Genomic DNA, 20,805 nt, shown 5'->3' on the forward strand with positions numbered 1-20,805 from the left:
TCCACCCGCACGCCTTGCAAGGCTGAGCGTACTCGCGCTGGCAATAAAACTTGCATGCGGTAGCGCCCTCGCCGCGGAACTGCCCACTGCGGGCACGGTCACGGCCGGCAGCGGCAACATCTCTCAATCAGGCAATTCGCTGACGGTGTTACAGAACACTGCCAAGCTCGGCATCGAATGGGAAACCTTCAATGTCGGCGCCGAAGGCCGCGTGACTTTCGTTCAGCCCGATGCGAACAGCATCGCATTGAACCGCGTGCTGGGCTCGGACCCGTCGCGAATTCTCGGCGCGCTGGACGCCAACGGCAAAGTGTTCCTGCTCAATCCGCACGGTGTGATTTTCGGTAAGAACGCGCAGGTCAATACCGGCGGCCTGCTCGCCTCCACGCTCGATCTGAGCGATGCAGACTTCATCGCTGGGAATTACACGCTGCGTAACAACGGCCGTGCGGCGTCCATTCTCAACGAAGGCTCGCTCACGGCGGGCAGCGTCGTGCTGGTGGCACCGTCGATCACCAACACCGGCAATATCACTACGCCGGACGGCAACACCACGCTCGCCGCCGGCAACACGGTCACCGTCAGCGTGTTCGCCAATGGTTTGATGACCGCGAACGTCGACGAAGCCGTGCTGAACGCCAGCATCGTCAATCACGGCCGCATCGCCGCCGACGGCGGTTCGATCTCACTACAAGCGGGCACCGCCGACTCGGTGCTCGACTCGCTCCTCAACACCGACGGCGTGCTACAGGCTCGTGGCATCGAAGAGCGCGATGGCAAGATCTTCCTGGGTGCTGGCGCCGGCGGTACGGCCTACATCGGCGGCACCGTTGATACTTCGAACACTGGCGCGGCCGGTTCGGGCGGCGACATCACCGCACTCGGCAAGAAGGTCGCATTGGTAAAGGATGCACTGCTGGATGCTTCCGGCACCAATGGCGGCGGCACCGTGTTGATCGGCGGCAATTGGCAAGGCGCCGGCCCCGAGTACAACGCCGACGCAGTCGTGATGGATCAGACCGCGCGCATCGATGCCAGCGCCACACAACACGGCGACGGCGGCACAGTCGTGCTGTGGTCGGATGAATATACAAACTTCGCCGGCTCCATCGCCTCGCGCGGTGGCGCGCTCGCGGGCAACGGCGGCCGCGTTGAAACCTCCAGCAAGAACAACTTGCAGGCGGTGGGCCTGGTCGATGCGTCCGCGCCGCTCGGTAGCGCCGGCGAATGGCTGCTCGATCCAACCAACGTCAATGTGAGCACTTCGGCGACCAGCAGCGGCACGTTCGACGGCGGCAACCCGAACATCTTCACGCCAACCGGCACCACCGCGAACATTCTCAACACGCAGATCAATACGTCGCTGAATGCCGGCACCAGCGTCACGATCACGACCGCGAGTGCCGGCGCCAGCCTCGGCGACATCAACATCAACGCGCCGATCACCAAGAGCGCCGGCGGCGACGCGACGCTCACGCTGCTCGCCAACCGGCATATTTTCCTCAACTCCGGTAATGCAATTTCGTCGACGGTCGGCAAGCTCAACGTGGTCATGCGCGCGCGTGCCGCTGACGCGGCGACCACCGGCACCGCGCTGGGCGGCATCTGGCTCGACGGCAACGTCCTCACGAACGGTGGCGATTTCACGGCCGGCGGCGGCAATGCCGCGGGCAGCTATGCCTACAACAACGGCGCGCAAGCGTTTCGCTTGTTCGCCAACAGGATTCTGGATGCCCGCTCGTCCACCGGCGGCGGCAACATCAATGTCTGGGGCAAGTCCGTCGGCGGCGTTACTGCGGTCGATATTCAAACCAGTGCGAAGATCTACACCAACGGCACTGGCACCATTACGTTGCGAGGCGAAATACCGAGCGGCGGGACGGGCTTTGGTCTGTGGCTCGTCGACGGCACATCAGTCACGGCGGAGCAAGGCGCGATCGATATTTACGGCGAGGCGCGCGGCGCATTCGCGGGCCTGAATATGTCCCCGTCGACGGTATCGACCACAACCGGTGCCATCACGATGACCGGCGTGAGCGACATCAATACCGGCTTCTATCGCACCACCGCCGCCGGCACCGCGGCCATCACGTCGACCAGCGGCAACATCACGATCAACGGCCGCGCCGGCTCGGCGGCCATCATTCCGACTCATATCAGCACCGGCACCTTCAATGTCACGACCGGTGGCAAGATCACATTCAACAGCGACGGCGGCAATTCCGGCGCGGGTCTGGAGCTGAATTCCCCGGGCAGCGTCTCCGCCGGCACCGGCATCGAAATCAACCATACCGGCACGACGTTGTCGAGTTACTCGCTCAACAACACCGGCGGCGTGACGTTCGCCACCACGAGCGGCGACGTCGTCATCAACGCACAGCGCGCGATCAACAACCCGTACGCCATCAGCACCGGCAACGGCGCGGTGACGATTACAAACACCGCGTCCACCGGCGGTCAGGTCAACATGCTGGCCGGCATCAGTTCGGGTGGCGGCAACATCAACCTGAGCCTCATCGGTCCGACGCAGATTTCGGGCGTCGTGAACGCCGGCGCCGGCAACATTTCGATGACCTCGACCAGCGCGACCGGCGGCGCCCTGTCGCTGATGTCCGGCTCGAAGCTGCAGACCACGGGCACCGGCACCATCTCCGCCACGGGCATCAACAGCAGCAACAACTCCGTCGGGCTGTTCCTCAACACCGGCGCGGAAGTCACCAGCGCCGCGGGCGCAATCACGCTGATCGGCACCAACAACAACGCCGCTGCGGCCGGTGGTGCCATCGGCACATACATGACCGGCGTGACCGTCACCAGCGGCACCGGCAATATCTATATCAAAGGCGAGAACCTTGGCACGGACGTGGCGTTCTATCGCCCCGCTTCATCGACCACGCCGACGAATATCACGTCGACCGGCGGCAACATCACGATCGAGGGTGCGGGCAACGGCCCGAATGTCGCGCAAGGTCTGCTGTTCGACACCACCGCCACCACTGCGGTCAACATCACCACCGGCGGTGCGGGCAAGGTCAGTGTGCTCGGACGCGGCGGCACTGGCCGTTGGACCGCGGATCGCAGCTATGCGGCAATCGAATTCGGACAGAACATTACCACCGCGACCGTGGTCAACCTGACGGCCGGCACCGGCGGCATCGCCATCACCGGCACTGCCTCGAGCGCGAGCACGCAATACATCATCGACACCTACGGCACCGGTTCGACGATGACCTCGGCCGGGCCCATCGTCATCAGCGGCGACGGTGCGTTCGGCTTCGGCGGCACCATTACGACGACCAGCACTCTCGCCGCCACAGGCAACCGCGCGTACGCCTCGCGGCTGGCAGGCGTCACCGCTTCGGGGAATGTAAACATTGTCACTCTCAGTGACTTCACGCTCGGCTCGTTGACCAAGCCCGCGGCGGCGTCGACAGCCTCGCTGTTGAACATCTCTTCCGATACAAACATCACGACCGGCGCCATCACCGCGCTGGCCGGTGCCGCTCCGCTCAATGTCGTTCTGAACAGTCGCGCCCACGACGCAGCATCCGGCACCATCACGCTGAACGGCTCGGTCACGACACTGGGCGGCGATGTCACCGCGTATGGCGGCTCGACGGCCGGCGGTTACGCCATCGGCCCCACGACCGGCATCAGCGTTGCAACGACCATCGAAGCGGGTGGCGGCAACATTTCCTTGTTCGGTTCGACCGCGGGTTCAGGCGCGGGCGTCAGCGTCGCAGCCAACGCCATCGTCCGCACCAGCGGTGCCGGCAAAGTGACGTTGACGGGCACGAACAGCGCCTCCGGGTACGGCGTCGGCTTCGGCGCCGCCGTGACCATCACCTCCGGCACCGGCGGCCTGCTGCTCACGGGCAGCAGCAACGCCACTCACGGCATCGCCATCCTGAGCGGTACCTATTCCAGCGCCGGCGACATCGCATTCATCGGCAGCTCGGTCACCGGCAATGGCATCGGGCGAGATTCCGGCGGCGCGGTGACCACGGCCATCACCGCGACCGGCAATGTGAGTTTCACCGGCTCGACCACCGCCTCCGCCGGCGTCTCCGCCGGCATCTGGTTCAACGGCTCGAACCAGTTGAACGTCACCGGCGCGGGCGTCTCGCTCACTTCCACCGGCGGATTGAATTCCACGCGTCTCGGCCAGTCGGGCAACTCGTCGGCCATGAACATCAATGCCGGAGCCAACGGCATCACCATCAACGCCACGAGCAACGGTGCCGCCGGCACCAACGCCTTCGACACCTGGGGCAACACGGCGACGATGGTCTCGGCCGGCCCGATCAACATCACCACCAATCGCGGCTTCTATTTCCGCGGTTCGATCACGCAAACCGACGGCGGCGCCAGCGCGATCACGGCAGGAGGCACTGTCGTCCTCGGCACCACCGCGCAAAATGCAGGTGCGCTCACGGTAACCGCCAACGGCGGCAGCATTACCAACGTAGATGGCCCCATGAGCGCGGCCGGCGCCCTGACGCTGAATGCCATCGGCGGCACTATTGGTGTGCTGGCGTTGAGCGCCGGCGGCGACCTCACCGGCACGTCGACGAGCAGCATCACGACGAATGCCATCACGCAGACCGGCAACGGCATCATCAATCTCAATGCCGCCACGGATCTCACAACGGGCGCGATCACGACGGCCGGCAGCGGCGATATCACGTTGCGATCCGTCAACGCGATCACCACCGCCGCGGTCACGAAGCAAGCTACCGCGGCGGGACCTTCCACGCTTCGCGTGAGTTCCGACGGCAATGTCATTGTCGGCAGCGCCATCAGCGCGGCGTCGGGTGCCGGTGCGTTGAATGTCGTACTGAACAGCCGCGCGAGCGACGCCCCGGCTGGCGTCATCAACGTGAACGCCGCCATCACGACTCGCGGAGGCAACATCACCGGCTATGGCGGGTCGACCGTCGGTGGCGATGCCATCGCGTCGAGCTCTTACGCAGTTTCGATTGCCGCCGTAACGCTCGATGCCGGCGGTGGCAATATCGACTTCAACGCGCGCACTACCGTCAACGCGAACGCGATGAATTCCTCCGACGGCGCGCAGCTGCTGACCAGCGGCAGCGGCGCCGTCCGCTTGCAGGGAACCGCTGCCGCCGCAGGCCGCGGCATAAGCATCGGCACCGCGACGATAACGGCGGGCACGGGCGGTATCTCCATCACCGGTTCATCCAACGGCAACGCCGCCGTCGCGTTTATCTCGGGCACGCACAGTATCACCACGACGGGCGACCTCACCGTCACCGGAACGTCGGTATCGAACAACGGCCTGTGGCGTAACGCGACGGGCACCAGCACCTTCTCCGGTGCCAATGTCACATTCACCGGCAACTCGACCGGCGCCACCACCAGCCAGCAGGGCCTGATGTTCGATGGCGCCGGCGCCGTGGCGATCACCGCTGGCAGTGCCGGCAAGGTTACGCTGCTTGGCTCGGGCGGCGCGGTCAATAGCCTCTCGAGCAAGGCCGCCATTGCTTTTGGCGAGAGCGGCATACTGACACCCGTGGCGATCACGGCCGGCACCGGCGGCGTGCAGATCACCGGCACCGCCGCGGACGTAGCCACGCACTCTCTCGACACGTGGGGCAGCACCAATTCGATCACTTCCGCTGGACCGATCAACATCAGCGGTAACAAAGCCGTCTACTTCCGAGGTGCGATCACACAGAGCGCCGGCGGCCCGAGCACCATTGCGTCGAGCGGCGGCAACATCCTGATCACGAGCGTCGCGCAGAACGGTGGCGCGCTCACGCTGGATGCACCCGCCGGCTTTGTGAATCTGACGGGTGTGATGTCCGCGGCGGGCGATCTTACGGTCCGTGCCGGCAGCGGCACCATTACCGCAGGCAACGTCAGCTCGGGCGGCTCGCTGACCGCGACGTCGTCGAGTTCCATCTCGGTCGGCACCGTCAATCTCACAGGCGACACCGCAAGCTCGATCACAGCAGCCACGACACTCGCGACTGGCGCTATTACGCTCGGCGGCAGCGGCGATCTGTCGCTGCGCTCAGCCAGCGCGCTGACCCCTGCTGCCGTAACCAAGACTGTTGCAGGAACCGGCGCATCGACATTGCGCATCACCTCGGACGATGCGGTCACTGTGTCTTCAGCGATTCAAGCCGCGGCTGGCGCGGGCCCGCTCAATGTCATTCTCAATAGCCGCGCGCAGAATGCAGCGAGCGGTTTGATCTTCGTCAACGCAGCGATCACCACGCGCGGCGGAGACATCATCGGCTACGGCGGCTCGACCGTGGGTGGCGATGCCATAGGAGCCTCGACCAACTATGGCGTCGAGATCGGCGTGGTCACGCTCAATGCTGGTGGCGGCACGATCGACTTCACCGGACGCGGCCTGGCCAGCGGCAACGGCATAAACACCACCGACGGCGCCCAGTTGCTCACGAGCGGTAGCGGCGCCGTTCGTTTGCGCGGTTCGACAGCGGGTACCGCTCGCGGCGTCAGCATCGGCACCATCACGGTGACGGCCGGGACCGGAGGCATTTCGATCACCGGCACGGCATCGAGCGCGACCGGCGTCGCGTTCGTCGCGGGCGCGCATTCGCTCAACACCACCGGCGACCTCGCCATTACCGGCACTTCGACGACGAGCAACGGCATCTATCGCACCTCGACCGCCGCGGACACCTTCGCCGGCGCGAATGTCACATTGACTGGCAACTCGAGCGGCGGCGCGACGAGCTCGCAAGGTATCTTGATCGTGGGCACCGGCGCGGTGGCAATCACCGCTGGCAGTACGGGCCAGGTCACACTCGCCGGCACCGGCGGTTCCACCAACACCTTCTCCAGCAAATCCGCCATCGCGTTCGGCTCGAGCACCGAATCGACCGCGGTCGCCATCACTGCAGGCACGGGCGGTGTGGCGATCACCGGCACTGCGGCGACGGCAGCGACGCTCTCGCTGGATACATTCGCAACCACCAACTCGATCACCTCGGGCGGCGTGATCTCGATCAACGGCAACAAGGCCATCAACTTCCGCGGCCCGATCACTCAGTCTGCTGGCGGTGCCAGCAACGTCACCGCCACCACCGGCGATGTCACGTTGACCAGCTTCGCTCAGAACAGCGGACCGCTGACAGTTCAGGCGACCGCGGGCAATGTCACTTCCACAGGCGCGCTCTCCACCAATGGTGGCGCTCTCGTCGTGCGAGCCGGCGCGGGAAATGTCTCTACGGGCGCACTCACCGCCGGCAGCCCGCTCACCGTCACGGCAACGGGCAGTCTCAACACAGGAGACATGACCAAGGCCGGCACGGGCGATGTGACCGTGACCGCCGGTACGACGGCGACCATCGGCAATGTTTCCATTGCCGGCAGCGGCGTGAGCAACTTCACTGCCGGCACGACGCTGACCACGGGAACATTCAACGACGGCGACACCGGCGCGACCACGCTTACCGCCGGCACTACGCTCACGACCGGTGCGATTACGATGTCCGGCGCCGGCGATCTCACACTGTTCTCCGACAGTACGCTCACGCCGGCGGCGATCACGAAGACAGCTACCGGAACGTCTACGCTCACCCTCCGCGGCAACGGCGACATCATCGACCAGAACCCGATCACCGCCAACGTCGGCGCCGGCCCCTTGAACCTGGTCGTCAACAGTCGGGCCGGCGGTGCCGCGGCCGGTAGAATCCAGTTCTCCTTGAACGCCGACGTGACCACGCGAGGCGGCGACATCACCTTCTATGGCGGCCCGACCGCGGGCGGTGCAGCCATCAGCACCACCGTCGGACAGACCGGCATATTCATCGGCGGCCGTACCTTCGACGCAGGCGGCGGCAATATCACGATGACGGGTGCCGGCGGCGGCACCAATACCAGCGGCGCCCTGCTCACTCGTCAGGCAACGCTGACCACCAGTGGCGCGGGCGGCATCACACTCAACGGCAATGCGGGCACGAACGGGCAATGGGGCGTGGACATCGAAACATCCACGCTGACGAGCGGCACCGGCGGGACGACGCTGTCAGGCCTCTCCACTGTCGGTGCCGCGACCTATGTACTCAACAGCACGCTGACGAGCACCGGCGATATCACGGTGACGGGCACGGCGAGTGCGCTCGGCGGCATCGGCGTGCAGTTTCTCACCACGACCGGAAACACACTCGGCATGACTGCCGGCGGCAACCTGACGATCACCGGCAGCCAGACTCACACGGTGTCGGGCGCGAACAATGCGATCTCGATGACGGGCCCGGGCGCAATCAATCTCGGCTCTACCGCGGCCGGTTCAGTAACCATCAGCGGCACCAACACCGCGAGCGACTCCACGTCCGTGCCCATCGTGTTCGGCACCTCCTCCGTCTTCACGCCAGTAAACATCACCGGCGGCACAGGCGGCGTCACCATCACCGGCACAACGGCCAGCACCACGGCGAATGCGATCACTGCTTACGGTACCGCCGGCTCCATCGTCGCGAGCGGCCCCGTGCGACTCACCGGCAATCGGAGCATCAGCTATCTCTCGCCGATCACGGGCAATACCACCGCGGGCACGATCACTGTGAATCCCAGCGTGGGCAATGTGACGCTCGGTGCGATGACCGCTGACGGCGATATCTTCGTGAACACGCCGGGTACGTTCACATCATCTGCAAACATCACCGCACGCGGCACGGCCAACATCACGCTGCGAACCAACGGCATGACTGGCTTCACGGGTCTCGCGAGTGGCCCCAACCTGTTACGGCTCGAGCCGTACGACATCGCAAGCTCCATCGCAGTCGGCACCGGCGCAACCGGCGTACTGCAGTTCGCATCGACCATGTTCAGCGGCGCCTCGCGCCGCTTCGCCGACGGTTTCAGCCAGGTCGTCATCGGCCGCGAGGATGGCGCAAGTGCCATCAGCCTCGGCTCGCTGACATTCACCGATCCGGTCTCGCTGATTGCCCCGGCCGGCGGATCGCTGAGCGCGAACAGCACCGTGTACAACACCGGCGGCGGCCTGACCGTGCGTGTCAGCGGCAGCATCCAGTTCGGTTACAGCCAGACCATCTCGACCTCCGGCGGCACCAACAACGACATCGTGCTGTCGTCGAACACGTTCTTCGATCAGTCGGGCACCGCGAATCCGCTCATGCCCACCGACGGCCGCTGGATCATCTATCTGCCCGAGCCCGGCTCCGCGGATTCCGGCTCGACGCCGCTGATCAGCGGCAACACCGCGGTCTGGGGCAAGACCTACGCCACGCTGGCGCCGACCTCGGTACCGGCCGGCAATCGTTACGTCTTCGCGCTCGCGCCTGGTCTGAATATAAACACCACCAACGTGAGCAAGACCTACGGCAACGATGGCAGTGCCATCGTCGCGGCGGCCATCACCGCCACGTTCACTCCGCAAGTTACGGCGATGAACGGCTGGGGCACCTTGTACAACGCGATCACGCCCGCCGAGGCGTTGGGCGACGTAAGTCAGTTCGCGCTCACGTCTCCCGGCTCGGCGGTGACCGCCAACGTCGGCACCTACGCGATCACGTACGGCAACAAACCGACCACGCTGGCCTCGGGCTTCACGCCGTACTACTACCAGTTCGGCCAGCTCACCGTCGCTGCACGGCCCATTACGATTCAAGCGAACGCGGGTCTGACCAAGGTGTATGGCACGGACGATCCCGCCGGACTCGGCACTCAGTTCACCGTCATCGGCGGACTGGTCAATGGCAACACGATCACCGGCAGCATGAGCCGCGCGGATGGCCAGGACGCAGGCAGCTATGCCTTCGGCATCGGCTCGCTGACCGCGAATGACGGTAACAGCGGCCTCAACTACACGATCACGGTCGACGGCGCGACCAATCCGTTCGTCATCACGCCCGCGCCGCTGACTGCGACGATCGCCAATCAAACCAAGGTCTACGGTGCGAACGATCCGACGCTCGGCGGCATCGCCGCCACCGTCGGCGGACTCATCGTCAATCGCACAGTCAGCGACGTTAATGGCAATCTCACAGTCATCGACGACGCCGGTCTGGTCACGGCAACCGTTGCTTCGCTGACCCGCGCCGCTGGCGAAGACGTTGGAACGCGCAACATCACTGCGGCGACTTTCAACCTCAGTGGCTCCGCGGGCGGCAACTATACTGCGCCGACATACAACGGATCGGCGACGCTGACCATCACCCCCGCGCCGCTCACCGCCACAATTGCCAATCAGAGCAAGGTCTATGGCAACGCCGATCCCGCGTTGAGCAGCATCACGCCGACCCTCAACGGCGCGGTCAATCGCGCGGTCACGACGTGGAATGGCACCGTCAACGTCAACGATACCGATCTGGCGGTGACACTCAGCTCACTCACGCGCGCTACCGGTGAAGACGTAGGCACACGCGCCATCACGGCAGCCACTTTCAATCCGCTCACCGGCACGAGCGCGAGCAACTATCAGGCGCCGACACTGACGGGAACGCCGATATTGACCATCACGCCGCGCGCGCTCACGGCGAGTATCGCGAATCAAACCAAGGTGTACGGCCAGAACGATCCGCTGTTGTCCGGCATCGCGCCGGTGCTCGCGAACGTGGTCAATGGCACGTTCTCGACCTGGAATGGCAACGTCACGGTCAACGACGTTGGCCTGGTAGCAGCGACCGTCACGGGCCTCACTCGGGCGGCAAACGAGGACGTCGGCACGTACAACATCACCGCCGCGACGTTCGGCTCACTTACTGGAAGCCGCGCGGGCAACTATTCCGCCCCGACGTTGACGGGCACGCCCACGCTGACCATCACCCGGGCGCCGCTGACCGCCAGCATCGCCAATCAGACCAAGACGTACGGCAACGATGATCCGTTGCTGAGCGGCATCGCGGTCACGCTCAATGCGGTGAACCGCACCGTCACGAGCTGGTACGGCTCGACTGCGATCAACGATACGGGCAACGTTACTGCCACCGTCACGGGACTCACTCGCGCCGCAGGTGAGAACGTCGGCAGCTACAACATCACCGGCGCGACGCTCTCGACGCCCACGGGCAGCCGCGCGTCCAATTACAGCAACAGTGCGACATTCACGGGCACGCCCACGCTGACCATCTCGCAGCGCGCGCTCACGGCGACGCTGGCAAACCAGAGCAAGGTCTACGGCAACGATGATCCTCTGCTGAGCGGCATCGTGCCGACGCTCAACGTGGTCAACCGCAGCGTCACGACATGGAACGGCGCCGTGACCGTGAACGACACAGCCAACGTCGCCACGACACTCACCGACCTCGATCGCGCGGCGGGCGAGAATGTCGGCAGCTACAACATCACCGGCGCGACCTTCACCGCGCTTACCGGCAGCTCCGCCGGCAACTATCTCGCGCCAACGCTCAGCGGCACGCCGACACTGACCATCACCGCCCGCACCCTGCTCGCGACGGTCTCAAACCAAACCAAGGTGTACGGTGCCGACGACCCGGCCCTGGCCGGCATCGTGCCTTCGCTCAACATCGTGAATCGCAGCGTCGTCACGTGGGACGGCACAATCAACGTCAACGACACCGGCAACGTCTCCACCACCCTCGCCTCGCTCACTCGCCAGGCCGGCGAGGACGTCGGCACTCGTAACATCACCGCGGCGACGTTCACTGCGTTGACCGGCAGTCGAGCCGGCAACTACACCGCGCCGACGCTCAACGGCACACCGACGCTGACGATCAGCGCCGCGCCGCTGTCGGCCACCGTCGCCAATCAAACGAAGGTGTATGGCAATGCCGATCCAGCGCTGGCCGGCATCACGCCCACGCTGAATGGCCTGATCAACCGCAGTGTCACGACATGGAACGGCGCCGTTGCTGTCGACGACTCGAGCGTTGCAGTGACCCTCAGTTCGCTCACTCGCGCGGTCGGCGAAGATGTGGGCGTTCGTAACATCACCGCGGCGACGTTCAATGCGCTCACAGGCAGTGGCGCCAGTAACTATCAAGCTCCCACGCTGTCCGGCACACCGACTTTGACCATCACAACGCGACCGCTCACGGCCACCATCGCGGATCAGACCAAGGTCTATGGGCAAAACGATCCGCTGTTGTCCGGCATTGCGCCGGTGCTCGCGAACGTGGTCAACGGCACATTCTCGACCTGGAACGGCAACGTCACGCTGAACGATACTGCGAACGTCAATGTCACGCTTGCTGGCCTGACTCGCGCGGCGAATGAAGATGTCGGCACATACAACATCACCGCCGCCACATTCAACGCGCTAACCGGCAGCCGCGCGAGCAACTACTCCGGCCCGACACTGACGGGCACGCCCACGCTGACCATCACCCGCGCGCCGCTGACCGCCAGCATCGCCAATCAGACCAAGACGTACGGCAACGATGATCCGTTGCTGAGCGGCATCGCGGTCACGCTCAATGCGGTGAACCGCACCGTCACGAGCTGGTACGGCTCGACTGCGATCAACGATACGGGCAACGTTACTGCCACCGCCACGGGACTCACTCGCGCCGCAGGCGAGAACGTCGGCAGCTACAACATCACCGGCGCAACGCTCTCGACACCCACGGGCAGCCGCGCGTCGAACTACAGCAACACCGCGACGTTCACCGGCACGCCGACGCTGACCATCTCGCAGCGTGCGCTCACGGCGACAGTCGCGAATCAAACGAAGGTCTACGGCAACGATGATCCTCTGCTGAGCGGCATCGCGCCGACGCTCAACGTGGTGAATCGCTCGGTGACGACGTGGAATGGCGCGGTGACCGTCAACGATTCGGCGAACGTCTCGACCACGCTCAGCGATCTCAATCGCGCCGCTGGCGAGAATGTTGGCAGCTACAACATCACCGGCGCGACCTTCACCGCGCTCACCGGCAGCGCCGCCGGCAACTATCTCGCGCCAACGCTCAGCGGCACGCCGACGCTGACCATCACCGCCCGCGCGCTGCTCGCAACGCTTGCCAACCAGACCAAAGTCTATGGCGCCGATGATCCAACCCTGGCCAGCATCGTACCGAGCTTGAACATCGTGAATCGCGGCGTCGTCACGTGGGACGGCACAATCGCCGTCAACGACACTGGCAACGTCTCTACCACCCTCGCCTCGCTCACTCGCCAGGCCGGCGAGGACGTCGGCACTCGTAACATCACCGCTGCGACGTTCACTGCGTTGACCGGCAGTCGAGCCGGCAACTACGCCACGCCGACGCTCAACGGCACACCGACGCTGACCATCACCGCCGCGCCGCTGACCGCAAGCATTGCCAACCAAGCGAAGGTGTACGGCAACGCCGATCCGGCCTTGGCCGGCATCACGCCCACGCTGAATGGCCTGGTCAACCGTACGGTGGTCAGCTGGAACGGCAACGTTGCCGTCAACGACAGCGCCAACGTCATAGTGACCCTCGCAAGCCTCACACGCACCGTCGGTGAAGATGTCGGCACTCGCAATATCACCGCGGCGACATTCAATGCGCTCACAGGGACAGCCGCCGGCAACTACAGCGCGCCAACGCTGTCCGGCACCCCGACCTTGACCATCACAGCGCGGCCACTCACCGCCACCCTCGCGGATCAGACCAAGGTCTACGGGCAGAACGATCCGTCACTGTCCGGCATCACGCCGGTGCTCGCGAACGTGGTCAACGGCACATTCTCGACCTGGAATGGCAACGTCACAGTCAACGACACCGCGAACGTGAGTGTCACACTTGCCGGCCTCACACGCGCCGCGAATGAAGATGTCGGCACGTACAACATCACCGCCGCCACATTCAATGCGCTGACCGGCAGCCGCGCGAGCAACTACTCCGGTCCCACATTGACGGGCACGCCCACGCTGACCATCACCCGGGCGCCGCTGATCGGCAGCATCGCGAATCAGACCAAGACCTACGGCAATGATGACCCGCTACTGTCCAGCATCGTAGTGACACTCGATGCCGTGAATCGCACCGTCACCAGCTGGTACGGCTCGACCACCATCAACGATACCGGCAATGTCACTGCCACCGTCACCGGGCTCACGCGTATCGCGGGCGAGAACGTCGGCAGCTACAACATCACCGGCGCAACGCTCTCGACGCCCACGGGCAGCCGCGCGTCCAACTACAGCAGCTCGGCGACGTTCACCGGCACGCCGACGCTGACCATCTCGCAGCGCGCGCTCACGGCGACAGTCGCGAATCAAACGAAGGTCTACGGCAATGACGACCCGCTGCTCAGTGGCATCGTGCCGACGCTCAACGCGGTGAATCGCAGCGTCACGACGTGGAACGGCGCGGTGACCGTGAACGACACCGCCAGCGTCGCCACGACGCTGAGCGATCTGAATCGCGCGGCGGGCGAAAACGTCGGCACGTACAACATCACCGCGGCAACATTCAACGCGCTCACCGGCAGCTCGGCCGGCAACTACCTGGCGCCGACATTGAGCGGCACGCCAACGCTCACCATCACCGCTCGCGCGCTGCTCGCAACGCTCGCCAACCAGACCAAACTCTATGGCGCCGACGATCCGGCCCTGGCCGGCATCGTACCGAGCTTGAACATCGTGAATCGCGGCGTCGTCACGTGGGACGGCACAATCACCGTCAACGACACTGGCAACGTCTCCACCACCCTCGCCTCGCTCACCCGCCAGGCCGGCGAGGACGTCGGCACTCGCAACGTAACGGCCGCCACGTTCACCGCGTTGACCGGCACCCGAGCCGCCAATTACAGCGCGCCGACGCTGAGCGGCACACCGACGCTAACCATCACCGCCGCGCCGCTGACGGCCACGCTGACCAATCAAACGAAGGTCTACGGCAACGCCGATCCGACTTTGGCCAGTATCACGCCCACACTGAACGGCCTGATCAACCGCACGGTGGTCAGCTGGAACGGCAACGTCGCCGTCAACGACTCCGCCAATGTCGCAGTGACCCTCGCAAGCCTCACGCGCGCCGTCGGTGAAGATGTCGGCACTCGAAACATCACGAGCGCGACCTTCAACGCCTTGACCGGCACCCGAGCCGGCAACTACAGCGCGCCGACGCTGTCCGGCACGCCCTCGCTAACCATCACGCCGCGCCCGCTCACTGCAACGCTGGCGAATCAGACCAAGGTCTATGGCGCGGACGATCCGACGCTGGCCTCCATCGTCCCCATACTCAACGTCGTGAACGCCACGTTCGCAACCTGGAACGGCGCAGTCACCGTCAACGATACTGGCGCGGTCGCGACGACTCTGGCCAATCTCGATCGCGTCGCGGGCGAGGATGTCGGCACGCGCAACGTCACGGCCGCGACGTTCAACCCACTGACCGGCAGCAAGGCAGCGAACTACAGCGCGCCGACACTCTCCGGCACGCCGACGTTGACGATCACGCCTGCGCCACTCTCCGGTTCCATCGCCAATCAGACCAAGATCTATGGTGACGACGATCCCTTGTTGAGCGGCATCCTGGTCACGCTCGCGCCAGTGAATCGAACCGTGACGACCTGGGATGCGCCGGTCGCCATCAACGATACTGGTAACGTGACTGCGTCTGTCACGGGAATCACCCGCACTGCCGGCGAGAACGTCGGCACCCACTCGATCACGGCAGCGACGCTGTCGACACCGAGCGGCAGCCAGGCGCACAACTACAGCAACGTCGCGACGTTCACCGGCACGCCGACGCTGACCATCACGCAGCGCGCGCTCACCGCCACACTCGCCAATCAGACCAAGGTCTACGGCGACGACGATCCTTTGTTGAGCGGCATCGTGCCGACGCTCAACGCGGTGAACCGGAGCGTCGTGACCTGGAACGGCGCTGTCGCCGTCGACGACCGTGCGAGAGTCGCGACGACGCTGAGCGATCTGAATCGCGCGAGTGGCGAAACCGTCGGCACCTACAACGTTACGGGCGCCACCTTCACCGCGCTGACCGGAAGTTCCGCAGCCAATTATCTCGCGCCCACATTGAGCGGCATACCGACGCTGCGGATCACAGCGCGCGCTGCTTGCGACGCTCGCCAACCAAACCAAGGTGTACGGCAACGACGACCCGGCGCTCGCCGGAATCGTCCCCGCACTCAACGTGGTCAATCGCAGTGTCTCGACGTGGGATGGCGCAGTCGCGGTGAACGACACCGGCGCAGTGACAACCACCGTCGCGTCGCTCACGCGCCAGGCGGGCGAAGATGTCGGCACGCGAAATATCACAGCGGCAACTTTCACGGCGCTGACCGGAAGCCGCTCGACCAACTACGCGCAGCCCACGCTCAGCGGCACACCGACGTTGACCATCACCGCCGCGCCGCTGACGGCGACGCTGGCGAATCAGAACAAGACCTATGGCGATGACGATCCGGCGCTCGCCGGAATGACGGTGACGCTGGCGGCAGTCAATCGCGCGGTGACGACATGGAACGGTCTCACGACCATCGACGACAGGACCCGAGTCCAGACGTCGGTTACCGCATTGAGCCGCGACACCGGTGAGAATGTCGGAACGCGCAACGTTCTCAGCGCCACTTTCGCGGCACTGACTGGCGACCACGCAGGAAACTATCAAGCACCGACCCTGGCTGGCACACCAGTTCTGACCATCACACCACGCGCATCCACCGCCGTGCTGCCGGACCAAACCAAGGTCTATGGCAACGACGACCCGGCGCTCGCGGCAATCACGCCGACACTGAACTACGTCAATCGTTCGGTCGGCACCTGGAACGGCGCGGTAACGGTGAACGACGCCGCAGCTGTCGCCGTCACCGTTGCGAACATCGATCGTGTGGCCGGCGAAGACGTCGGCACGCGCACGATCACCAATGTCACATTCAATGCGCTCACAGGCAGCGCCGCCGGCAACTACCTCGCGCCGACCCTCAGCGGCGCGCCGACGCTCATCATCACTCCGGCGCCGCTCACCGCCACGCTGGCCGATCAAACCAAGGTCTATGGCAATACCGATCCGGATCTGTCGAGCATCCCGGTGACGTTGCAGCCGGTGAATCGAAGCGTGACGACCTGGGACACGGTGGTCGCCATCGACGATCGCGCGCGTGTCAGTGCCACGGTCGGTGGACTGACCCGCGAGGTCGGCGAAAACGTCGGCACCTATCGAATCACCGCAGCGGTATTGAATGCGCCGACCGGCCCCGCCGCGGGGAACTACGGCGGCAGCGCCGCGGTCAGCAACGTCGCGCTGCTGACCATCACGCCGCGACCCATCACGATTTCCGCCCGGAGCGATACCAAAGTCTACGATGGCAACGTGAGCTCGACTGTCGTACCGCTGCTGACGGCGGGCACCCTGGCGTTCGACGATACCTTGACCGGTCTGGTGCAGACCTTCGATTCCAGAAACGCCGGCAGTCGCACGCTGAACGTCACGGGCTACGTGCTCAGCGACCACAACAACGGCAGCAACTACGCCGTCACCCTGCTGGGCGCCTCGGGCACGATCACGCCCAAAGCGCTGACCGCCTCGATCGTCGTCAACCACAAGGTCTATGACGGACTGCTCGCTGCCACCGGTACCGTCGGTCCACTGGTCGGTGTGATCGGCGCCGACAGCGTCAGCCTGTCGGCGCCGACGCTGCTGTTCTCCGACAAGAACGTCGGCATCGGCAAGACCGTCACCGCCAGCAATCTCACATTGAGCGGTGCGCAGGCCGGCAACTATACGTTCGTGACGCCGACCGGCCTCACCGCCAACATCACGCCGCGCACCGTGTCGATCGTGAGCGCCGTGGCACATGACAAAGTTTACGATGCCACCGTCGCAGCCACTGTCTCCGGCGGCACGCTGAACAATGCGGTGAGCGGAGACGACCTGTCGCTGGTGCTCGGCAGTGCCGTGTTCAACAACAAGAATGCCGGCACCCACAAACCCGTAACGGTGACAGGTTCCACACTGCAGGGCGTCGATGCTCGCAACTACACGCTGGTCGAGCCAGTCGGACTGACTGCGACGATCACACCCGCGCAGCTCGCCATCGTCGGCACCACCGCCAACGGTCGCGTGTACGACGCCACGACTTCGGTTGCCCTCAACACGTCAGGCTCGCAGCTCTCCGGCGTGTTACTGAGCGACGCGGTCTCACTGGTGAGCACCAGCGCAACCGGCAGGCTCGCTGACAAGAACGTGGGCACCGCGAAGGCGGTCACCGTGAGCGGCTTCACCATCGGCGGCGCGGACGCTGCCAACTACACGCTGCTGCAGCCGACCGGCCTGACGGTCGATATCACACCGCGCGACCTGCCGGTGCTCGGCGTCGTTGCGCTGGATAAAGTATTTGACACGACTCGCAACGCGACGCTCGACAATACGCACGCGGTTCTGTCGGGCATTCTCGACAGCGATCACGTGCAACTGTCGACTGCCGGTGCGGTCGGGTTGTTCGCCACACCCGATGTAGGCAACGGCAAGCCCGTGACGGCCAGCGGCTACACCATCTCCGGTGCCGATGCAGGCAACTACAATCTGATACAGCCGCAAGGGCTGGCGGCATACATCAGTCCGTTCGTGCTCGGCACCAACGGCACGTCGGTGAGCGGCACCACCGCCGCCGATAAAATCTATGACGGCACACGCACCGCCACGCTCAACACCAGCGGCTCGACGCTCGCCGGGCTGCTGCCTGGTGCCGAAAACGTGCAATTGGTGGCGACCGCCGCGGTAGGCTTGTTCGACGACAAGAATGTCGGTACCAACAAGACCGTGACCATCACCGGCTTCACGCTGAGCGGCTCCGATGCTCACAACTACATTCTGAGTCCCACCGAGACGACCACGGCCAGCATCACGCCCCGAGCCATCGACGTGCGTGGCGTGGTCGCCAACGACAAGGTCTATGACGCGACGACCTCAGCCTCGCTCACGACCGGCGGCGCCTTCCTCGACGCGGTGATCGGCAATGACAACGTCGTGCTCGGTGGTAGCGCGATCGGCGCGTTCGCCGACAAGAACGTCGGCAACGGCAAGGCGGTCACGGTGACCGGCTTCACGCTCAGCGGCTCCGACGCCGGCAACTACACGCTGAATCAGCCCACCGGGCTCGCGGCCAGCATCACTCGAGCGCAACTGACGATGGTCGGTGTCACCGCACAGGACAAAGTGTATGACGCGACCACGACTGCCACGCTGTCCGGTGGCACATTGACCGGCGTGCTCCTCAGCGACAACGTGACAGCAGGCCCCGGCGCCGGCAACTTCGCGGATAAAAACGTCGGTACCGGCAAAGCAGTCACTACGACCGGCTTCGAGCTCGGCGGCGTGGATGCCCGGAACTACGAGCTCATTCAACCCACCGGTCTCACTGCCAACATCACTCCCGCATCGATCACGGTGGCCGGCGTGATCGCCGACGACAAGGTCTACGATGCAGGCGTGACGGCGACCCTGTCGGGCACAGCGACGATGTCCGGTGTGCTCGGCACCGACGTGGTCGCACTGAGCGGCACGCCGAGCGCTCTGTTTGCGGACAAGAACGTCGGCAACGATATCGCCGTGACAGTGTTCGGTTACTCGCTCGCCGGTGCGGATGCCAGCAACTATGTTTTGACTCAACCCACCGGACTGGCCGCGGACATCACACCCGCCACACTCACGTTGGCTGGCTTGACGGCGGCGAACAAGGTGTACGACACGACCACAGCCGCAACGCTCTCCGGCGGCTCACTGAGCGGCGTGCTCGGCAGCGACTCGGTGCAATTCACTGCCGGCACCGGCGAGTTCATCGACAAGAACGTCGGCGTCGACAAAGTCGTCACGCTCAGCGGTTATGCCTTGACGGGAACGGACGCCGGCAATTACGTGCTCGAAGCGCCGGCCGACCTCGAGGCGAGCATCACGCCCGCGACGTTGACGCTCTCCGGCGTAGCCGCACAGAACAAAGTGTACGACGCCACCAACGCCGCGACGATCAGCCAAGGCGTGTTATCGGGGGTCCTGGGCAATGACGACATCACGCTGGGCACCGGCACCGGCTCGTTCGCCGACGCGAACGTCGGCATCGGCAAGACCGTGACGGTCAGCGGCTTTGGACTCTCAGGCGCCGACGCCGGCAACTATATTCTGGTCGGGCTGACCACGCTGACCGCCGATATCACACCGGCACCGCTGGTGGTCACCGCGACGCCGGACAACCGCGAGTACGACGGGACGATGCTCAGCGCGGCCACGCCCACGATCGTCGGTCTGCAAGGCGACGACAACGCCGCCGCGGGTCAGGTATTCGACACGCGCCACGCGGGCGCGAGCACCCTTACACCGATCCTCCTGGTACTCGACGATGGCAACGGCGGTAACAACTATTCCGTGAGCTATGTAACCGCGTCTGGAACAATCACGCCTCGGGCGATCACGGTCGCGGCACAGGCGGACGTCAAGGGCTACGACGGCACGACCGCATCGAACGCGACGCCCATCATTACCAGCGGCTCGCTCGTGAGCGGTGATAGCGCGACCTGGTGGCAGGCCTTCGAGAACGCCGAAGCCGGCAGCGACAAGTCGCTGCGGGCGGGCGGGACCATCGTCGATGGCAACGACGGAGGCAACTATCTCATCACATTCGTCGATTATCCCAACGGCGCCATTCTTACTCCGCCGCAGACCCAGTTCGAGAACGCCGGCCTGACGAGCCGCATTGCCGTGATCCGCGATTCCACGTTCATCTCGGTGCGGGCGATCGGCACAGACGCGATGTCACGTTCGAGTGTCGAGCCGGAGTCCTCAGACACACCATGCGCGGGCAGCGACGATAGCGGGATCCGCATGCCCGAGCGGCCCGTCGAATTTCTCAAGAAGGACGATCAGCGGCGAGACCGCTCCTGCAGTTTCTTCTGAG

Annotated in this window: 2 protein-coding genes; both read left to right on the plus strand. The window is 64.7% G+C overall.

Going from position 1 to position 20,805, the window contains the following annotated elements; genetic code table 11:
- Positions 1-145 precede the first annotated feature (145 nt).
- On the plus strand, positions 146-16,315 hold the full coding sequence (locus EKO19_RS20200) for an MBG domain-containing protein (RefSeq protein WP_175597124.1): 16,170 nt from the start codon (positions 146-148) through the stop codon (positions 16,313-16,315).
- Between the two features lie 19 nt (positions 16,316-16,334).
- Positions 16,335-20,804 (plus strand): beta strand repeat-containing protein, encoded by a 4,470-nt coding sequence (locus tag EKO19_RS39230; RefSeq protein WP_246038936.1) that lies wholly within the window; start codon positions 16,335-16,337, stop codon positions 20,802-20,804.
- Position 20,805: the final 1 nt, after the last annotated feature.

It is taken from the genome of Peristeroidobacter soli (assembly GCF_004138485.1).
GTDB lineage: Bacteria > Pseudomonadota > Gammaproteobacteria > Steroidobacterales > Steroidobacteraceae > Steroidobacter > Steroidobacter soli.